Here is an 18,917-nt window from a genome sequence, read left to right as displayed (position 1 = left end):
TTGCAAAAATAAACAATTTATTCTTTTCGAAGAAGAAACTGTGTTATATTTTCAGCGTTATTTGTTATTTTTGTAATTTAAAGCCTCCTTTTTTATTCTAATTGTACAAATTATTGTTATTCTCATTGCATGCCAGTACACATAACGGTTATTCCGGATACTTTTTGGCCAAGGGAAGATAGTAAGCTGACGGATTTTCTCTGTAGGCTTCATGAAAACAATATCGATTCCAGTCCGTATAATAGTCGTCGGCAGGTTTTCCTTCTCTGCTGACTGCTTTTTCCAACAAGCCGTATGCCCACGGCTCTTTGTAACCTAAGAGTGCACGGAATACGATTTCTGCCGCAGGTGTATCATTCTGTATAATACCTGATATATACATCTTCTTTACGGTGGGTATAAATGCTTGATTAGGCCAGTTGGCAATGGCTTTGTAGGCATTATACTTTCTGTAATCAGGATCATCAGGCCAATAATATACATCCTTAATCGTGAGTTTGTCTCTTCCGTTCCAGTCGTGTTCTCCTGTTTTTCTAACTGTATATATTATAGTTTCATAGGAAGCCTTAATAACGGGAACCTTCTTTGGTTGCAATTCTTCGAATATAAATCGCTTTGCTTCATTTGTCCGATATTTGGCGAGCATCGGCAGGGCATCTGTATTGTCTTCATTTATATAAATGTTCCTTATTCTATTATAGTAACGGGGAAGGGGAGGCAACTTGTCGAGTAAAGTATTAAGATAATACATATATCCAAGATGGGGCGTATAGAGCACCAAACTATCGATCTGTATCGAGTCTTTCTTTGATATATGATACCGTTTTACGTTATTTTGTATCATTTGTATGCGCAGGTCTTCTGTGCTTTCGGTGGCACCTTCGCAACCGTTGATGGTAGCTACGGCACTTTTGTCGTTTAGGTTTACAATGGCCATTTTTACTGCCACCTCGGGATTTTTTATCAAAATGGCTTTGAAAGCGCTAAGCCTTACCACCGGCGACTCGTGCTGCCATGCCAGATAGGTAAGCTCTTTCATCGAGGCACATTGCGAAAGATGTTCCGGAATATCCCATTGTGCACTCTTTGTGCCGCTCATTCCAGTGTGCGGAGAGGTATAAAATTGACCGTAAAATTCCAGTTCTTTTACCAATTTAGCGGTTTTCTGATTGAGATGAGGCTTGCATCCGCCGAGTAAAAGTGCCGCTGCTGCGAAAAGTATAACTATACCTTTTTTCATACACATTTTATTTTTATTGCAAATATAAAAAATAATTATCGTATAAAAAAGGCTCTATTCCATGCTGACACAATAGAATAGAGCCTTGTTGTTGATAATCAATGTGTTGTAAAAAGCGTGCGACAAGTTTTGACACACAGCTCATCTGTTCCCATTAGAGAATATGCCTATCTTTGTTAAAGGTCGTGTTTGTTTTTATTTAAGGTGCAATGTGTGCCCCATGCGTTCCTTTTTGGTCTTCAGATACTTATAATCGTATTCGTTCGGAGCGATCTCAATAGGAACGTTCTCTACGATCTCTAAACCATACGCTTCTAATCCTACGCGTTTTACAGGGTTATTGGTAAGCAGTCTCATCTTATGAACTCCCAAATGCCGGAGCATCTGTGCACCGCATCCGTAGTCGCGTTCATCGGGTTTAAACCCAAGATGTACGTTTGCATCTACTGTATCGTAACCTTCTTCCTGCAGTTTGTAAGCAGCCATTTTATTCATCAGTCCGATGCCTCTTCCTTCCTGCTGCATGTAAATGATGACGCCCTTACCGGCTTTTTCTATCATTTCCATGGTTTTATGCAGTTGCTCGCCACAGTCGCAACGCTTGCTTCCGAGTATGTCGCCGGTGGCACATGAAGAATGTACGCGCACGAGGATAGGCTCGTCTTCGTTCCACTCGCCCTTTATCAATGCCATGTGCTCGACGCCGTTGCTTTGCTGACGGAAGGGGATTAGCTTAAAGTGACCGTATTTCGTGGGCATGTCTGCTTTTACTCCCACTTCGATAATAGACTCTCTTTTCAGTCGGTAAGCAATGAGATCTTTAATGGTAATGATCTTGATATCCCACTCTTGTGCTTTCTTTTGCAGTTCTGGCATACGTGCCATCGTGCCGTCTTCGCTCATGATTTCCATCAATGCACCGGCGGGGTATAGCCCTGCAAGTTTACATAGGTCTACCGCTGCTTCGGTATGACCGCTTCGTCTGAGCACGCCGTTGTCTTGGGCATACAGCGGATTAATATGCCCCGGTCGCCCGAAGGTCTGTGGGGTAGAAGAAGAATCGGCAAGGGCTTTAATGGTTTCAGCTCTGTCGTGAGCGGAAACACCGGTAGAGCAACCTTCCAATTTATCGATGGTTATCGTGAAAGGAGTACCCAATACCGAGGTGTTATCGCTCACTTGATGCGGTAAGTCGAGCTCTTCGCAGCGCGACAGCGTAATCGGAGCACACAATACACCACGGGCATTCTTCAGCATGAAATTCACCTTTTCGGGGGTAATCTTCTCGGCTGCGATAATAAGGTCTCCTTCGTTTTCACGGTCCTCATCATCTACAACGATAACGAATTTACCCTCTTTGAAATCTTTTACAGCATCCTCGATGCTATTTAGTTTGAAGTCTCCCATATTTCTATACATTAATATTATGATATCTTTATAAGTTCATTGTTCGAATGCGTTCCACAATATTGCCGTTGGTACGCTGAATAGTTTTTAAATCACGATACAGTCTGATACGGAAACGCCACATCCGAAGGTAAAAGAAAACTCCTGCTGGTATGATCAATCCTGCAACAACGTTCATCCATTGGTGTTCGAACGGACGTGTGTGGGACTTGGCCGCGAGAATAGGATAGCTGTTGAGCTCATGCAGTATAACCTTGTCTTTCGTATTTGAAAGGTCTTCAATAACCTTTTCCATCTCATCATTGATACGTTCAATTTCATGATCGGGCTGATATTTGAAGAATACTTTGATGATATTCGGTGCCGATACCAGTTTGTGCTCATTAGAGTATACCGTTATCTCGCTGCTCATTCTTTCGAGTTTAACAGCATCTTCAGCATATACAGGATCGTTGATGATAACCTCTTTGCTGGAGATATGGCGCTTTACACGCAAACCGAATGCTTTCATAAACATTTCGCGATACATGTCTATATTGAATACCACGGAGTCTTTATTGGCTTTATAAGTAACGAAAGCGGCCAGCGGAATGAGTACGGCGGGTGCCAGTCCTTTTCCGAATTCTATTGTCCACATGCCGCCACGGGCCATTCTGTAGCCTGTATTGTCCAGAATATAATACACGATAAATACAAGTACCGAGATTATAACGGGTACTCCCAAGCCTCCTTTCCTGATAATGGCGCCGAGAGGAGCACCGATGAAAAAGAATATCAGGCACGAAAGTGCCAACGTAAACTTGCTGATCATTTCTATACGGTGTTCTCGTATGAGCTTGTCACCATCGGTTGTGATCATACTCTTGAAGTCTAAATCGCTTACTTCCGACTGCACTTTGTTTAATGCATAGTTGGTTGCACTCAATTTGGCATCGGGTGTCAGTTTATTGAATATCGAATCGAAGTTGTACGATCCTCGCATGGCGGTCTTCACTGCAGCTATGGAATCGTGTTTAGACAGGTTTAGTGTAGGGAATACAGAACGGTCTACATCGGCAAGGAACACCCTCCCGATGCTGTCGTATACCTGTCTTAATGAATCTATGCCTTGGTAAAGTTGCTTGAGACTTTTGCCTCTGGCATTGTTAGAGAGCGAATTGGCGTCGGCCATACTGAACCCGCCGTCGTAATCGAGGATAATTTTTTTCGATACGAATGTTTCTCTTCGGTAGGGTACGGATGCGCTGTTAGCAAGTTCTTCGGCCTGCATGTTTTCGAACCACTCGCCACTCCAGAGCGTTAGTACGAGATGCTTCTTCTCGGCAGTGGACTGTAACATGCCCGAATCGGCAAGGATTATGGCCTGATCTTCATAGCTTCCGGTCATACGGTATATCATGATACCGTAGAGTTTACCCGTTTGCATGTCTTTTTTTTGTACGTAAAGATTGCTGTTGGGGATACCATCGTAGAATATACCTTCGGGAATAGCGAGTTCCGGACTCTTTTGTTTCATGGATATCCATAACTGTGCAATCTTCATGTTTGCCGTAGGGCCGATGTAATTTTGGAAGTAAAAAGAACTGAAACTGATTATGATAGAAATGATAATCAGTGATCTGAAAGCCTGCATCAATGATATGCCGGCAGCCTTGATGGCCGTAAGCTCGCTGCTTTCGCCCAAGTTACCGAAAGCAATCAGCGAAGATAGGAGTATTGCAAGAGGCAAAGCCTGCGGTACTAACATCAGTCCGGCATACCAAAAGAACTGTGCCATGACTTCCATAGATAATCCCTTGCCCACCAATTCGTCGATAGATTTCCATAAAAACTGCATCATCAGTACGAATTGACAGATGAAAAATGTTCCTATGAACAGCAAGCCGAATTGTTTTGCAATGAATATATCTAATTTTTTGATCCGAAGCATGTTAACCTTATTTGTTCTGCACAAGGGTGTAAACAGATATGCAAAATTAGCATAAAAATATCAGATATTCTTCTTTTTTGTATTTTTTATTACGGATGAACATTATCCTCACCTCTTTTAATTTATGTATATAGATACTTTCCGGTCGCTTGGTAAGTATGGCCGTTTGTGATAAAAGAACATAGAAAACAAGAAAATGTGTTTTTTGTTGCTATTTGTCAGCACTCTTATAAAACGTTGTTTATCATGGTAATATAACTGTGTTTGTGCTGATGATATGACAGAAATACAATGGAAAACTGTATGTTGAATGTTCTTCCGATAAAACTTTCTTTTCATATTACGATGGTATACATTTTCTTCGGTTATGTTGTATTGCTGGTACATGATAGTTGTATACCAATTGGCAAATAGGTGTATGGCTGAAAGAAATTGTGTTTATGCGAAACCTTGCTGACATTCTATCAGCTTAAATGTCGATATGATCACTTTGCAATCAATAGCTTTATTTCGTTATAGCTGTATGAAAAGAAAGTAATAGAAACTTAATAATGTATATATGTAGGAGATATTTTGCATAGATAATTACTGTCCGTAATCGGCATATATTCTCGATAAAGATGAACTCATTGCTTAAAAAACGTGCGAAACTCAACTTTTAGGCCTATTATTTGCAGATTTTCTGTATTTTGCAGATTTATTTTTGGTATTCAAAAAGTAAAGAACAAAAAATAAAGGTGCGCACAATAAATAATGAATATTTTTTGTGTATTCGAAAAGTTTGTATTACCTTTGCACCCGCAAAACAAGAAAGATGGCGGGATAGCTCAGCTGGTTAGAGCGTCGGATTCATAATCCGGAGGTCGTGGGTTCGGGTCCCACCCCCGCTACTTAATACAGTTTCCCTGTAAGTTGTAGGCTTGCAGGGATTTTTATTTTATAAACTATGAGGTTTTGGCAACTGGTATGCTCGGACGATAGCTTGTTTTAAATCTGAATGCAAACAGTAGTCACCATTTATTTTGGGAATAGATATTTGGTTTGAAATTGTATTTCTTGTAAAATATTTTGTTTGATTATATTGTCATAAATAGATCTTTGACAATCGTAAGTTAATAGAATGTCCTTTCATAAAAGATGTAGTGATTTTAATATTCTATGTTTACTTTTCTTTTAATTTTTTCTTTTTTTTCTGGCAAAAAAGTAGTGTGTTAGCAAAAAAATGTTTATCTTTGCCACGAATAATGTAAACCGAGTGTAATCAAGTCTGCCTGAAATTATCGAGGTGCAGCTTATTTTACAGAAGGAAAAACAGCATTTGGTAATTTGAAAATAAGCTCTTGTTGCTTTCATTTGTATTATCTTTGCTGTACATATACCGATACAGAATAAAGATTTTAAATCGACTACCAACCCTATAAGTTAAACTGTGATACCTTATGAAACGAACAAACAATAAGTTTTAAGCTGTTTTTTGTGGTACGATCAGTCGAATGATGAAATACAGTTGGCGGGAATACTTGATAACTGATACGAATATAAAGAAGTTAGTTTCTATATCTATTATTTTTTATTATTAACCAATTAATCAATTAATTATGTTTAAAACATTACTTAAACTAAAGAAATCGTTGGTTATGGCAATTGCTTTGATGGCTTCGGTGGGTGTCTATGCACAGACGCAGATCACAGATGAGGCTGGTTTGAAGGCTATAGCCGATGATTTGGCGGGTAGTTATGTTCTTGCGAACGATATTACTCTGAGCGAAGAGTGGGTGCCCATAGGTACTTCCGGTACCCCGTTTACCGGTATGTTTGATGGAGGTGGGCATACTATCAAGGGGCTCACGATTAAGTCGGGAGCTGATAATGTAGGTTTCTTTGCGTTTACCAAGGGAGCTACAATTCAAAATGTACGCTTTACCGGTGCGAATATCCTCGGTAACAAGCAGGCCGGAATTGTGGCAGGACAGGCAAGTGCGACAGAAATAACGAAAGTTTTCACTTCTGGAACTCTGGTTGGTTACGATCATATTGGTGGTATAGTGGGCGATGCTCGTATTGGAGATGATGCCGGAGACCTTACAACGATCAGCGACTGTATGTCTACAGCCGGTGCGTTCAGCACTACTCATCAGGGTGGAGGCATCGCCGGATGGACGAACGGTGCCGTTTTTACCAATGTATTGTTCTTAGGCTCGGCTACTGCACCGAGCAATGGTGCCGGTGGCATTGTCAGTATAATAGATGGCGGCACGGCCAATGTGAAAGGTAGTGTTGGTGCTCCCGTTATGTTGTCGGGGGCAAATAACAAAGTACACAGTATTATCGGTTGGAGCAATGGTGGAAGCTATATTGCGGAGAATAACCTTTCTTCGGCTTCGACTGTGATTTACAGTGCCGGACAAAAGGTTGATATCTCAACTCTTGAAGGCGATTTTCAGGGCACATTGACGAGTGTAGAAGATTTAAAGAAAGCTTCTACCTATACGGGAATAGGCTTTAATGCTTCTACTTGGATATTGGCGGATGGAGTATACCCCGTTCTTACGGGTATGACTTATCCGCTTGATGGCGACGGTATTGCGGTAAATTCGCTTCCGGCAAAGTGTGTAATCGGCAAAACTTATAGCAGTAGAGCCATGTCTGCATTGCAAAGACCGGTTACCCTTACAAGCAGTAATACCGATGCAGTCGTAGTAGATGGTACGAACTTGAAGTTTGTAGGCCTCGGCGATGCCGTAGTAACTTATACTACAGCTGGGGATGCTTTCTCTAATGGTGCCACTTTTACACAGAATATCCATGTAGAAAGCATGAACTATAACCTTTCTACCGTGGAAGACTTAAAGGAAATGGCAAATAACCTTGGCGGTGATTACAAGTTGATGAACGATATAGACCTTGCAGGAGAAAACTGGACTCCGTTAGGAACGTTCACTGGAACGTTCGATGGTCAGGGTCATGTTATTAAAAACATGACAATCAAAAAATCTACGAGTCGTGTAGGATTTTTCGAAGTTGCTCAAAATGCAACTATACAGAACCTTGGCTTCGAAAATGCAAATGTAGTAGGAGGAGATCAGGACGTAGGTACGATCGTAGGACAACTTCAAGGCTCTACTATTAAGAACTGCTATGTGGCTAACTCATATATTGAAGGACATGATCATACAGGTGCTCTTGTCGGTATGATAAGAAATGTGGAAGGACTGTCTGAAGACGATCCGAATATGGTTGGCGGAACTGTTTCTAACTGCATTTCGGATTCGCATGTAGTATCTCTGTATTATCAGGCTGGCGGTTTGGTGGGAGTTTCCCGTGGCGGACTTATCGAGCATTGTATCTTTACTGGTATCGTTGAGTGTAAAGGCTCAGGAAATGTTACCGGTATCGTTAGCTTGATTGATGTTGCCGGGCATGATGCAGAAGGCAAAGAAACCATAGCTACGACGACGATTAGGAACAACTTGGTTGCTGCTTCCCATATCTATGGCTCTATGATACGTAGGGTTACGAATCCTGCAAACCGTGCTGTTACGTTGGAGAATAATTATGCAATGGAGACTGTGTATATCGGTTCCGATTCTAACGATGCCGGTGTAATGGAAAACCAGACGGATGCAACTTCTGCAAATGCAGCTAATGTGGCTGATAAAACGGCTAAAACGAAAGCTTTCTTGACAGAACTCGGTTTCGATTTCGATAACAATTGGAAATATTTTGACGGGGCAGAGGGAAAAATGTTGCCAGTATTAAAGTGGATGAATGCTCCGCTTACAACAACAATATTCGATATGCCGTTGAATAAGTCTATCCTTTATAAGGATGGTTCTGAGGCAATCAGTTTGAAATGTGTTCATGCATCTTGGGGACAAGACATCAACTTTACTCTTACTCAAGGCAGTGAACTTGCTTCCTATTCAGAAGAAGAAGTCGCCCTTTACGCAGGAGATGAAAATGGAAACTTTAAAGGCTCGGGCGATGTAACCGTAAAAGTTCTGTTCGCAGATGGTCTCGCCTCGTATTTTACAGTATCTGGTGACGATAGTTTTGGAGTTTATATTGGAGAGAGCAGTACGGTTACTGAAATTTCGACAGTGGATGATTTTCAAAAGATTACCAGAAACTTGGCAGGAAACTATAGGCTTACTACAGATATTGATATGAATGGTGTAGAGTTCCATCCACTCGGTAGCAAGTCTGCACAATTCAGTGGTACGTTAGATGGCGACGGTCATAAGATTTTGAATATGACAATCAATGAAACAGGAGGTTCTGAAATTGGTTTCTTCAGTTATACTAATAATGCAACGATCAAGAACCTTGCATTTGTCAATGCAACGATTAATGCTCCGAGCAGCAACCATGTAGGAATACTCGCAGGTACATTGCTAAGCGGTACAGTCGACCAAGTAGCTGTTACTGGAACGGTTATAGGTAACGATCATGTTGCCGGTCTTGCCGGTGATGGTAATAGTGTTGCTGTGACCAATACGTATGTAGATGTCAACGTTACGGGCTACAGTCAGGTCGGAGGTTTCTTTGGATGTACGACAGGCAGCCTTAATGTTTCCAACAGTTATTATAATGGTTCTGCATCGGTGACCACTCGCGGATGGGTTGGCGGAATTATAGGTTTGATAGACAAGGGAAATTGTACGATTGAAATCAATAATTGCGTATCTATTGGTAATCTTGCATCCGTCGGTAAAGGTTCTCCTCACGCAGCCAGTGCGTTTATTGGAGGAAATGGCCCCGGTAATTCTCCGAATGCAATAGTTAACTTTACTAACAATGTTATCAATGATAATGCTACGATTAATGTAGAGGGTGATAATGCTTTGGCATGGCCTACGAAGAATATAACCGTCGAAGGTGGAAATGTAGAAGATGCAACAAGAGTGAACGCTGCACTCTTGAAAGTTGCAAGTACCTATACAGACCTTGGTTGGAACTTTACCGATATCTGGAGCATCGATCCTGCTGATGCGAAATATCCTTATCCGGTATTGAAGAAATTCGGAAACATATCTACAGGTATCAATGATATTATTACAAACGATACTATGGTCGGTTATGTCATATCTGCATCTGATAATGTTCTTACGGTTGCAGGTATCGATGGAACCGCTAAGGTTTATGTGATGAATGTTGCCGGACAACAAGTAGGTTCCGTAAATGTAAGCAGCGGTAAAGCGATATTTGCTCTTCCGGGGCATGGTCTCTATATCATTACTATTGTAAACAATGGTACGATGAAATCTTATAAGGTAGTTAATAACTAAACTGAAAAATAAGGTGACCGGAGGTAACTTCGGCCACCGTTTACATTTAATAGAATTATTCCGTGCGGGATATTCCGGCGGTATTGATACTAATACCCTTATTATATGTTTAAAACTAATACAGAAAAATTATGGAAAGGTTTGTTGCTTATTGCAATATTACTTGTATCCATTCCTACTTTTGCTGCGCCTATTAAGGTCACCGGTCGTGTACAAGATGTTAATGGTGATCCGTTGATAGGTGTCTCTGTGAAAGAAAAAGGTACTAACAATGTTACCGTTACCGATGTGAATGGTACTTATAATATTACGTGTTCTTCGGATAAAGCAGTACTTGTTGCTGAATATATCGGTTTCCAGTCTGAGGAACGAAAGGTAACAGGAACATTGATAGACTTTGTTTTGAAAGATGAAGTAAGTAAACTTGACGAAGTTACGGTTGTGGGTTATACCACAGCAAGGAAAGTGTCTGTGCTTGGTGCACAGTCGTCATTGAAGATGGATCATGTAAAAGCACCGGTTGCAAATATGAGTTCTATTCTTGCCGGACGCGTTTCGGGTGTGGTTTCCGTGCAGCGTACGGGGCTTCCCGGGCAAGATGATTCCGATATTTGGGTGCGTGGTATCTCTACACTTACCAACCGTAATGAAGGACCGTTGATACTTGTCGACGGTATTGAGCGTAGTTTCAATAACCTCGATCCAGAAGATATTCAGTCGGTAACTGTATTGAAAGACGCAGCTTCTACGGCTGTATATGGAGTGAGAGGCGGTAACGGAGTTATAATAATTACTACGAAACCGGGTGTTGTAAGTAAGCCAAAGTTTTCTGTTGATGTATATCAAGGAATTACACAGCTAACAAAAATACCCGATCTTGCCGATGGTATAGAATATATGAATGCTGTGAACGAGGCGTATAATAATTCTTATGGAAAGGCATATTACTCACAACAATATATAACAAATACGAAAGTAGCTAACGGACTTCCTACACCTGAACTTACTTCTGAACAGAGAGCAGAGCTGGAAAATCAGCGTTCAATTAACAAATATCTATATCCTAATGTAGATTGGATGAGAGAACTCTATCATAAGTATGGATGGAACCGGCGCGTAAATCTCAATATACGGGGAGGGGCACCGAATGCTAATTACTACATCTCACTTTCTTATTATCAGGAGAAAGGCCTGACGAAGACCGATCCAACACAAGATTACAGCACCGAGATCGACTATAATCGTTACAACTTCTTGACGAACGTTAATCTAAAGGCTACGAAGATGACAAATATCGATGTCGGCGTAAGTGGTTATTTTGCCAGTGGAAACTATCCAAATAGAAGTCTTAATGATATTTATACAAGGGCAATGAATACAAATCCGGTTATTTATCCGGTGCAATATCCCAATGGAGAGAACCCGGGGTATTCGCAAGTTCAGCGTGAACTTGATAATCCGTGGGTAGAGCTTACCCGTAGAGGTTACCAAACGCAGTATAATACGCAGGTTAACTCGAACCTGAAGATTACACAAGACCTCGGTTTTTGGGATTGGAGCAAAGGACTTACGGCAAGAGCACTTGTCGCTTTCGATGTGAGAGCAAGGCAAACATTGTCTTATTCCGTAGATAACAGTACGTGGAAACCGAGCGGTTCAAAGGATCCTACTACCGGTGATACATGGCTTGATGACGGAAATCTTTATGACGAGAATGGCAATATTAAGCTTCAAGAAGAATTCAAAGGCAATACAACCATGTCTTTCAAATCCGACAAGTGGGTGTATCGTACATTCTATTTTGAAGCGGCACTCGACTATAAGCATACATTTGCGAAACGTCACAATGTGAGTGGTCTTGTTGTTTTCAATATTAGAAACTATCGTGATGCCAATGGCGACTTGATTGGTTCGTTACCTCATAAGCAGGAGAGCCTTTCTGCGCGTGCGACTTATGACTATGATAACCGTTATTTTGTAGAAGCCAACCTTGGTTATACCGGTTCGGAGAACTTTGCAAAGGGACATCGTTTCGGTACCTTCCCTGCATGGGCTATCGGTTGGGTGCCATCTAATGAGGGGTGGTGGAAGCCGGTTTCGCATGTTATCTCTTTCTTGAAACTGCGCTATTCTGACGGTACGGTGGGTAATGATAGCCAAAACGGTCGCTTCGGTTACTTTACCGAGATTACCGGAAAGAGCGGTTACAGCTCTTATTGGGGCACTGATGGCATTGGATACAATAAATACGGTTTCCAAGCACAGTGGTCGAAGATACGTAAGCAAGACCTCGGTATCGAAATCAATTTCCTGCACGACGACCTTACATTTGTGTTCGATTTATTCAAGGAGCGCCGTACAAAAATCTTTGTAGACCGCAACAATTTGCCTCTTCTTGCAGGATTTGCCGCTACGGCATCTGCTAATGTCGGCATAGTAAAGAACAAAGGTTATGAAATAGCGTTGGAATATAGCCATCAGTTCGGTAAAGACCTTTTCGTATCCGTGCGTGGCAACATAACAGAAAATACGGATAAAGTCGTTGAAAACGCGGAAGCAGAGCCGGCATATCCGTGGTTGGAACGCCGTGGACACAATGTGCTTGCCCGTTGGGGATACATTGCAGAAGGCCTGTATACCAGTACCGAACAGATTACTCAGCGTGGTATTACGCAGTTCGGTGAAACTCATCCGGGAGAACTGGTAAAACCGGGAGATATTATGTATAAAGATTTGAACGGTGATAAACACATCGACGAAAACGATATGACATGTATAGGGCGAGGTGATATTCCCCGTATCTATTACGGTTTCGGAGGAGATATTCGTTATAAGAATATCGGCGTGGGTGTTCTTTTCCAAGGTGTGGCCGATGCAGACCGCGAACTTCAAGGGAATGGTATACGTCCGTTCCGGAGTTCTACAGGAGGTGGAACCCTTTATTCTAATATTACCGATCGTTGGAACTCTAATAATCCGACCAAGACCGATGTGTTTTATCCGCGTTTGGCATGGGGTGAGAAAGACGCATCGAATACCAACAACTTTGTTACAAGTACTTGGTGGCAGCGCGATGTAAGCTTTATGCGTCTGAAACAGTTCACCATCTCATATTATTTTCCTAAGGCATGGGAACGTAACGGTATACTCAAGGGCGGCCGTTTCTATATCATGGGCGAGAATGTATTTACTTTCAGTAAGTTTAAGCTGTGGGATCCGGAGCTTAATACCAATAACGGTATATCTTATCCGAATGTCAGGACATTCTCTGTCGGCGTTAATTTCAATATTTAATGGCTAAGAAATCATGTAAATTATGAAAAGAAATATTTTTAGTATATTATTTTTAGCTTTTACGGCTATTGCTTTTACATCGTGTGAAGACTATTTCGATACGGTGCCGAGCGATGTGATCGATATTAACGACGTATTTACCAATCGCGGATTGTCCTTACAATGGTTGACCAATATATATTCTTATATTCCTGACAATACGAATATGGATAACTATGCGCAAAACTCTACGGAGGGCGTGTGGACGGTAGCTTGCAACGAAGGATACTTGCCTTGGTCGCAGTGCCAGTCCAACAATATCATCTTGGGTACGCTCTATCCTTCGACCGGATATGTGCGCCAACAGTGGACAGCCTATTATCGTGCTATCCAAAAGGCAAATATATATTTGGCCGAGATAGACCGTTGCACGCCGATGAGCGATAAGGAAAAGGCATGGACAAAGGCAGAAGTAAGAGCGTTGCGCGCTTATTTTTATTTTAATCTTATGAGGCTTTTCGGGCCGGTACCTATTGTTGGAGACCGTGTGTACACCATCGACGATCCTTTAGGTGATATGATGCTTTCGCGCTGTACGGTAGATTCGTGTTTTAATTACATTACATCGGAACTGAAAACAGCTATCAACGGTGGCAATCTTATATCTCAGTTCAATGAGGCAGGCGCGTTCGATGACCAATTTGCAGGCAACCTTACGCAAGAGGCGGCCGAAGGAATTCTTGCCGAGGTTTATATGTTCCGGGCAAGTATGTTGTTCAATGGAGATCCTTATTACAAGGATTTGAAAAATACCGATGGCACATTGTTATTCCCTCAGGGTGAGGATATGAAGAAATGGGAGGATGCCCGCGACGCTGCAAAGAAGATAATCGACAGCGGTAAGTTCCAGTTGGTTTATCGCGATGTAACGGGAAAACGCGTGACAGATGTTAAACTTTCCGATCCTTATAACTCTTGTTTTTATTCTTGTCTCGGAAGACCGGATAATGAAGAACAGATATTCTTCCGTACGGTACCCAATAACCGTATTTATTATGAAATGTGTCCGAAGCATAGCGGTGTTACAAATGCGCAATCTGGAGCGGGTGCTCTTTCGGTGCCTTTGCAAACGATAGACCTCTTCTTTACGAAAAATGGTCTTCGTATAGATGATGATAGCGATTATTTTACTTACGATGTGGATAACCCGACAGCGAGCAGCGTGCGCACTATGCTCAGCACTTTATCTTACAAGGATCAGTTCTCGGGCTATACATACTTTACGCCTTCGAGCGATAATAGGGTAATGAAGCAGTTCTACAACCGCGAACCGAGGTTTTATGTTGCGTTCACTTTCCAAAACCGACGTTGGGATTTCGATGCTTCAAAGACCTATTATACGGATATGTCGCTTAATGGTAATTCTGGTCCGGCGAAGAACGGGCACGATCATCCTGTCTTTGGAGTAATAGCGCGCAAACTCTATGTTGATCAAGGATCGCGTCAGAGTGTGCCTTACAGTGTAAAGCTACGTCTGTCGGAAGTTTATCTGAACTATGCTGAAGCTTGCAATGAGCTCGGCGATGTGGCCACAGCTTTGCATTATGTGAACTTGATACGCAGCCGTGCAGGCATACCTGAGTATAAAGGCCTTAATGCCGAAGACCAAACGGCACTTGATGTGCGTGGGAAGAGCCGTGTGGAATTGGAGTCTTACGATAAAGATTTCATTCGTAAGGTAATCTATCGTGAGCGGTTGATTGAGCTTGCTTTCGAAAGCAAACATTACTTCGATGTGCGTCGTTGGGGTGTTGCTGACATGGAGCAGGGCGATGGTTGGATATATCCTTCGTATCATCAAGGCGGAGAAGGTGGCGACATGCTCGGTTTTAATGTGAACAACGTAGGAAGTTCAACGGAGCAAAGTAATCAGTTGAATTTCTATAAACGTCTGAAAGTACAGCACCGTATCTATACCAAACGTATGTCGTTCTTCCCGATACCACAAATGGATATAAACCGCGACCGCAATCTTGTTCAGAATACCGGTTGGACGGTTGAATAACGTTTGAGGAAATCGTGAGTAATGTAAAAGCTGCCCGATAGGCAGCGGGCATTCGTATTTATCTGCCGATTTGTATGTCTTGCACATGCAATCGGCAGTTTTTTATGTTTTATCCTTAATGGTTTTCTCCTATTATTTCCTCATGTTTTTGTGCTGTGCCTTATAACTAAAAGTATATGATGGCAACCGTCTTTTGTCCGATAGTTATGAATAGGTGAAACGGATGGATGACATAATGGTATTAGAAATATTACCTATAGCTTTTAGAGGTATGGAGTAACAAGTATATATGGGGAAAGAAAGATTAGTTAATCGTTATTGAGATTTGCTTTGTTACCATTTTTGCGGTGTAAAAACAGATATGAAAAAGGGAGTCTCGCAACGATGCGAGACTCCACGAAGAATTGTTTGTGAAAAATATTGCAAGTTTTTATTTGGCGTATTTCTTACCGTTGAATATATAAATACCTTTGGGCAGCGATTTCAGAACAGTGGTAATGTTGTATTCTGTTGCTACGGTAACTTTTATGCCGTTTGCGTTATACAGATTCATCTCTTTGTCTTGTCTGCCGGTCTTGATGTCGGTAATGCCCGTAGCTGTTGTTTCGTCGCCGATAATCAGCGCTTTTGCAGTGGCTGCATCCTGATTGTTAGCTACGAAGTATGCATGGAAAGGAGCGATGGTGGCCTTGCTTACAGCCGTAAACTGCCGCCCATCGGTATCGAGCGTATATGCATTATCCAGTGTGTCGGCGGTTATCGTCCCCATATATTTATAATCAGTGCTGTAAGTAGATATCCGTTCTGCGGCCACGACCATTGCGTCTGTTGCGCTGAAAGTAATTGTCTGTCCGCTGTGGTTGAACATCTTGCCGTTTTGAGTACCCGCATAAGCAACCATATATGGACGGTTTGCATTCAGTTTATCGGCAAAATTGAAATATACGTGATTATCTTCGGCCGAACTGAATTCTTTCAATACGAGTTCTTTTCCTGTGTCTGTGGCGTTGCGGAACCAGTCTATAGCTTTACCACCGGCCTCTATTGTCTGTGGCGCAAATGGCAGGACGATGGTGCTCCAACCATGGTTAGTGTCTATATTTCCCACTTTATGGGCATAAGATATCTGTTTTGCCGTAAACGATTTGGGGACACAAAGATCGTATGTATCGTCGATCACAATTTTTTCGGCTTCGTTTCCGAAGACTATATTATTGACCTTCTTTTTCATAATCGTTAATACGCGTTTGCTGACGTTTGCATTTTCTTCATAATATACAATGAGATTTTTGTTGTATTCGTCGCCAATGGATATCGTAACCGGTGTGCTTTTGCCCGGAATATCGACAGCTACCATATCTTTTGTTACAGAGAAGCCCGATTGGTTCTTAGCTCCATGCTTTATACCGTCGCTTGTCCAATACTGAATACCTGCTCTTACACAGAAGTCGCCGCAATTTGCAGAACCGCTGTTGTCGCTGTTAGTGTGGAATTTATAGGTACTTCCGATGTTTAAGTTCTTGATTTCGAACACAAGGGTGGTATCTCTACCGGCCTCAAGATTAATGGCTTGGGTTAACTCTCCTCTGATCCAGTAATAACTTCCGGCAAGTTCCCATGGCGCAACCTTAATATTTCCGATGTAAGGAATGCTATCTTTATTGAATACCCTTACCTGCATGTTCATTTGGTTGCCATAGATAGTACTCGGATTTGTGGAACTTTCCACATACGAGAGCGGTGTCATCACAATGGCGAGGTTACCTTTAGTAGCTTTGGTAATGGTTTTTGTGGTAGTATAGAAGATATCTTCCTTTTGTTTTGACCTTGAAAGTGCGAGCGTATGTTGGCCGGCTGTTTTGGGCGTGTATTTAAAGAACACCTCTGTGGTCTTGCCTGCAGGCAGGTTTACACAGTTTCCCGATATCCATTTATTGTCTTCTATCAGGTACATCTCGTTGTAGTATTCGCTGGCGTTGTTGGTGATATTCACCTTAACTTTCTGTTCTGTGCCCACGCTGCTATTGCCTATCAGGTCTAAAGAGTTTACCTTTAGATTGAATATTGGGAAAATAGTAAGTGTAAGTTCAGTTTCGTTCTTGATTTCGGCAATGATGTAGTTGGTGTTGAAGTATTTATCTTCCACCCAATCATCCGTTCCGTGTTTACGACTACGCCCTTTTATGTAATATGTACCGTCGGGGAGGCCCGGCCCGAACAAAGTCGTAATGGATCGGGTGGGCCAATATGTGCCCGGTGAAAGGTTGAAACCGGATTCCATTCCGATGTTTTCTTTCACGATATTTCCCTTGGTGTCGTATAATGTGAATGTTGTATCGAAGATATAGCTCTCTCGCATACTTGTGCCGGCGGCATAGGTTATTTTTGGTGTAAAGTAGCTTTTTGCAGACTTTCGCGTATATGTTGTATTATCCAATCGCAGGTCGAAGATACTGATACGTGGCACCTCCTCGTCTGCTACGGCACCGCTTTCAGCCGGTTTAATACCTACAACGATTCCTTGTCCCATGGAGTATCCGTCGGCACTCGAGCTGCCACCGATTCCTTGTTGCCCGGGTGACATGACTGTAAGCAAGAAATAGCCATCGTCGAGGCCTCCCCATCCCCAATTTATATGGTAGTAGCCGTTGCCGTCGTAGCCATCTAAAACGAATTCATGTCCGCCTCCTCCTTCGGAAGTATTGGCATTCATCGCTAATGGACGCCCCGCTGCAAGTTCTGAATAAATTAGGTCTTCCCACTCTTGGTAGGAATAGCTGCTGTGCGACTCATAATGCAGATTAGGATCGAAACCGAAATATTTGATGAATGCTGTGGCGATATGTCCTATGCCTGCTCCCGAAGAAGGGCCGTAACTCATATGTACGGATTGCCCAACATAGCGCATCAATTGGCTGATGGCCTTCTTGCTTTCTGCAGAGGAATTGTCATCATAGATATCTGTAATATGCTCCCAATCGAATGTTACCGGTGGAAGAGCGTCGAGTGTATAAAGAGAATCTTCATAAAGATATTTGTAGGAAGGGATTCGGGGAACAGTTGTTACAGGGGTTCTCCAATAGCCGAGAATCTGTGCCATGGCTGTTGCTACGCATCCGGTGGCGCATCTACCTTTATTACCGTTCTTGCTTTTATACTCAGGACAGTCGAGATTATAGGGCTCTCCTTGGTTCCACCGGCATTGCACAAGTATAGGAATAACGTTCTTCGTTATCGATCTGGTTGATGATGCTTTGGCTCGTGAAACCTTTTTCATACCTGCAGTTTGTCCGCTTTCCATCATTGCTACGGCTGTAGATAGTTCTTTGAACCATTCTTTCATCGGATCAGGAATGTTTCCGGCATCGATTGCCCCCGCATCAGTGTAGCCCAATATGGCTTGTGTACGGTCACTTCCCGAAACAACCACGTAGCCATTATCGGCTCCGACATTAAAAACATAGAAATTGGGATCTTCCATAACGGCAGTTAACTGTGAAGATGTTCCTTTTGCCTTGCCTTTTCTCATGCCATTAGCTGTAGTTGAGGTGAGGAAAGTTTTTGCTTTTTGTTTGGCTTGTTCCTTTGTAATCGGTTTTGCAAATGCAGTAAACTGACAAAGAACCAATACCGCAATGAGTAATTTTGTTTTCATTTAAGATGTATTGGTTAGAAATTGTAATTAGATTTTATTAAAAATAAATATATCGCAAA

At 42.2% G+C, this 18,917-nt stretch carries 7 protein-coding genes and 1 tRNA gene; 4 read left to right on the top strand and 4 right to left on the bottom strand.

All coding sequences use genetic code 11. The annotated features are described in order from the left end of the window. Positions 1-148 precede the first annotated feature (148 nt). From BN3912_RS04605 to BN3912_RS04595, 3 genes are all read right to left on the bottom strand, one after another. Positions 149-1,240 carry a hypothetical protein gene (locus BN3912_RS04605; protein WP_023984685.1) on the bottom strand — a complete coding sequence of 364 codons (1,092 nt, stop codon included), beginning with the start codon at positions 1,238-1,240 and terminating at the stop codon, positions 149-151. 195 nt (positions 1,241-1,435) lie between these two features. Next, complete coding sequence (locus BN3912_RS04600) at positions 1,436-2,647, bottom strand: bifunctional 3,4-dihydroxy-2-butanone-4-phosphate synthase/GTP cyclohydrolase II (protein WP_016665302.1); 1,212 nt, start codon at positions 2,645-2,647, stop codon at positions 1,436-1,438. 28 nt (positions 2,648-2,675) lie between these two features. Then, positions 2,676-4,577 (bottom strand): LptF/LptG family permease, encoded by a 1,902-nt coding sequence (locus tag BN3912_RS04595; protein ID WP_023984686.1) that lies wholly within the window; start codon positions 4,575-4,577, stop codon positions 2,676-2,678. A gap of 816 nt (positions 4,578-5,393) precedes the next feature. On the opposite strand from BN3912_RS04595, the gene BN3912_RS04590 reads away from it, so the two are divergent. The 4 genes from BN3912_RS04590 to BN3912_RS04575 all read left to right on the top strand — a co-directional run bounded on the left by BN3912_RS04590 (position 5,394) and on the right by BN3912_RS04575 (position 15,203). Further along, positions 5,394-5,467: transfer RNA gene (locus tag BN3912_RS04590), tRNA-Met, on the top strand. A 708-nt stretch (positions 5,468-6,175) separates the two neighbouring features. Further along, positions 6,176-9,865: a ZmpA/ZmpB/ZmpC family metallo-endopeptidase-related protein gene (locus BN3912_RS04585; protein ID WP_036859804.1), complete on the top strand. Its 3,690-nt coding sequence runs from the start codon at positions 6,176-6,178 to the stop codon at positions 9,863-9,865. A 105-nt stretch (positions 9,866-9,970) separates the two neighbouring features. After that, entirely contained in the window at positions 9,971-13,159 is a 3,189-nt protein-coding gene (locus BN3912_RS04580) for a SusC/RagA family TonB-linked outer membrane protein (protein ID WP_023984688.1), read from the top strand. A 22-nt stretch (positions 13,160-13,181) separates the two neighbouring features. Further along, on the top strand, positions 13,182-15,203 hold the full coding sequence (locus BN3912_RS04575) for a RagB/SusD family nutrient uptake outer membrane protein (RefSeq protein ID WP_023984689.1): 2,022 nt from the start codon (positions 13,182-13,184) through the stop codon (positions 15,201-15,203). Between the two features lie 430 nt (positions 15,204-15,633). Here the strand turns inward: BN3912_RS04575 and BN3912_RS04570 are convergent, their stop codons facing one another. After that, entirely contained in the window at positions 15,634-18,858 is a 3,225-nt protein-coding gene (locus BN3912_RS04570; protein WP_023984690.1) for a C10 family peptidase, read from the bottom strand. Positions 18,859-18,917: the final 59 nt, after the last annotated feature.

Origin of the sequence: Prevotella phocaeensis (assembly GCF_900065875.1) — a bacterium.
Taxonomy (GTDB): Bacteria; Bacteroidota; Bacteroidia; order Bacteroidales; family Bacteroidaceae; genus Prevotella; species Prevotella phocaeensis.
This window is presented reverse-complemented; position numbering and strand designations above follow the sequence as displayed.

Excerpts from the sequence above, each read along its gene's own strand:
- BN3912_RS04605 (WP_023984685.1), bottom strand. The coding sequence starts at position 1,240 with ATGAAAAAAGGTATAGTTATACTTTTCGCAGCAGCGGCACTTTTACTC.
- BN3912_RS04600 (WP_016665302.1), bottom strand. The coding sequence starts at position 2,647 with ATGGGAGACTTCAAACTAAATAGCATCGAGGATGCTGTAAAAGATTTC.
- BN3912_RS04595 (WP_023984686.1), bottom strand. The coding sequence starts at position 4,577 with ATGCTTCGGATCAAAAAATTAGATATATTCATTGCAAAACAATTCGGC.
- BN3912_RS04585 (WP_036859804.1), top strand. The coding sequence starts at position 6,176 with ATGTTTAAAACATTACTTAAACTAAAGAAATCGTTGGTTATGGCAATT.
- BN3912_RS04580 (WP_023984688.1), top strand. The coding sequence starts at position 9,971 with ATGTTTAAAACTAATACAGAAAAATTATGGAAAGGTTTGTTGCTTATT.
- BN3912_RS04575 (WP_023984689.1), top strand. The coding sequence starts at position 13,182 with ATGAAAAGAAATATTTTTAGTATATTATTTTTAGCTTTTACGGCTATT.
- BN3912_RS04570 (WP_023984690.1), bottom strand. The coding sequence starts at position 18,858 with ATGAAAACAAAATTACTCATTGCGGTATTGGTTCTTTGTCAGTTTACT.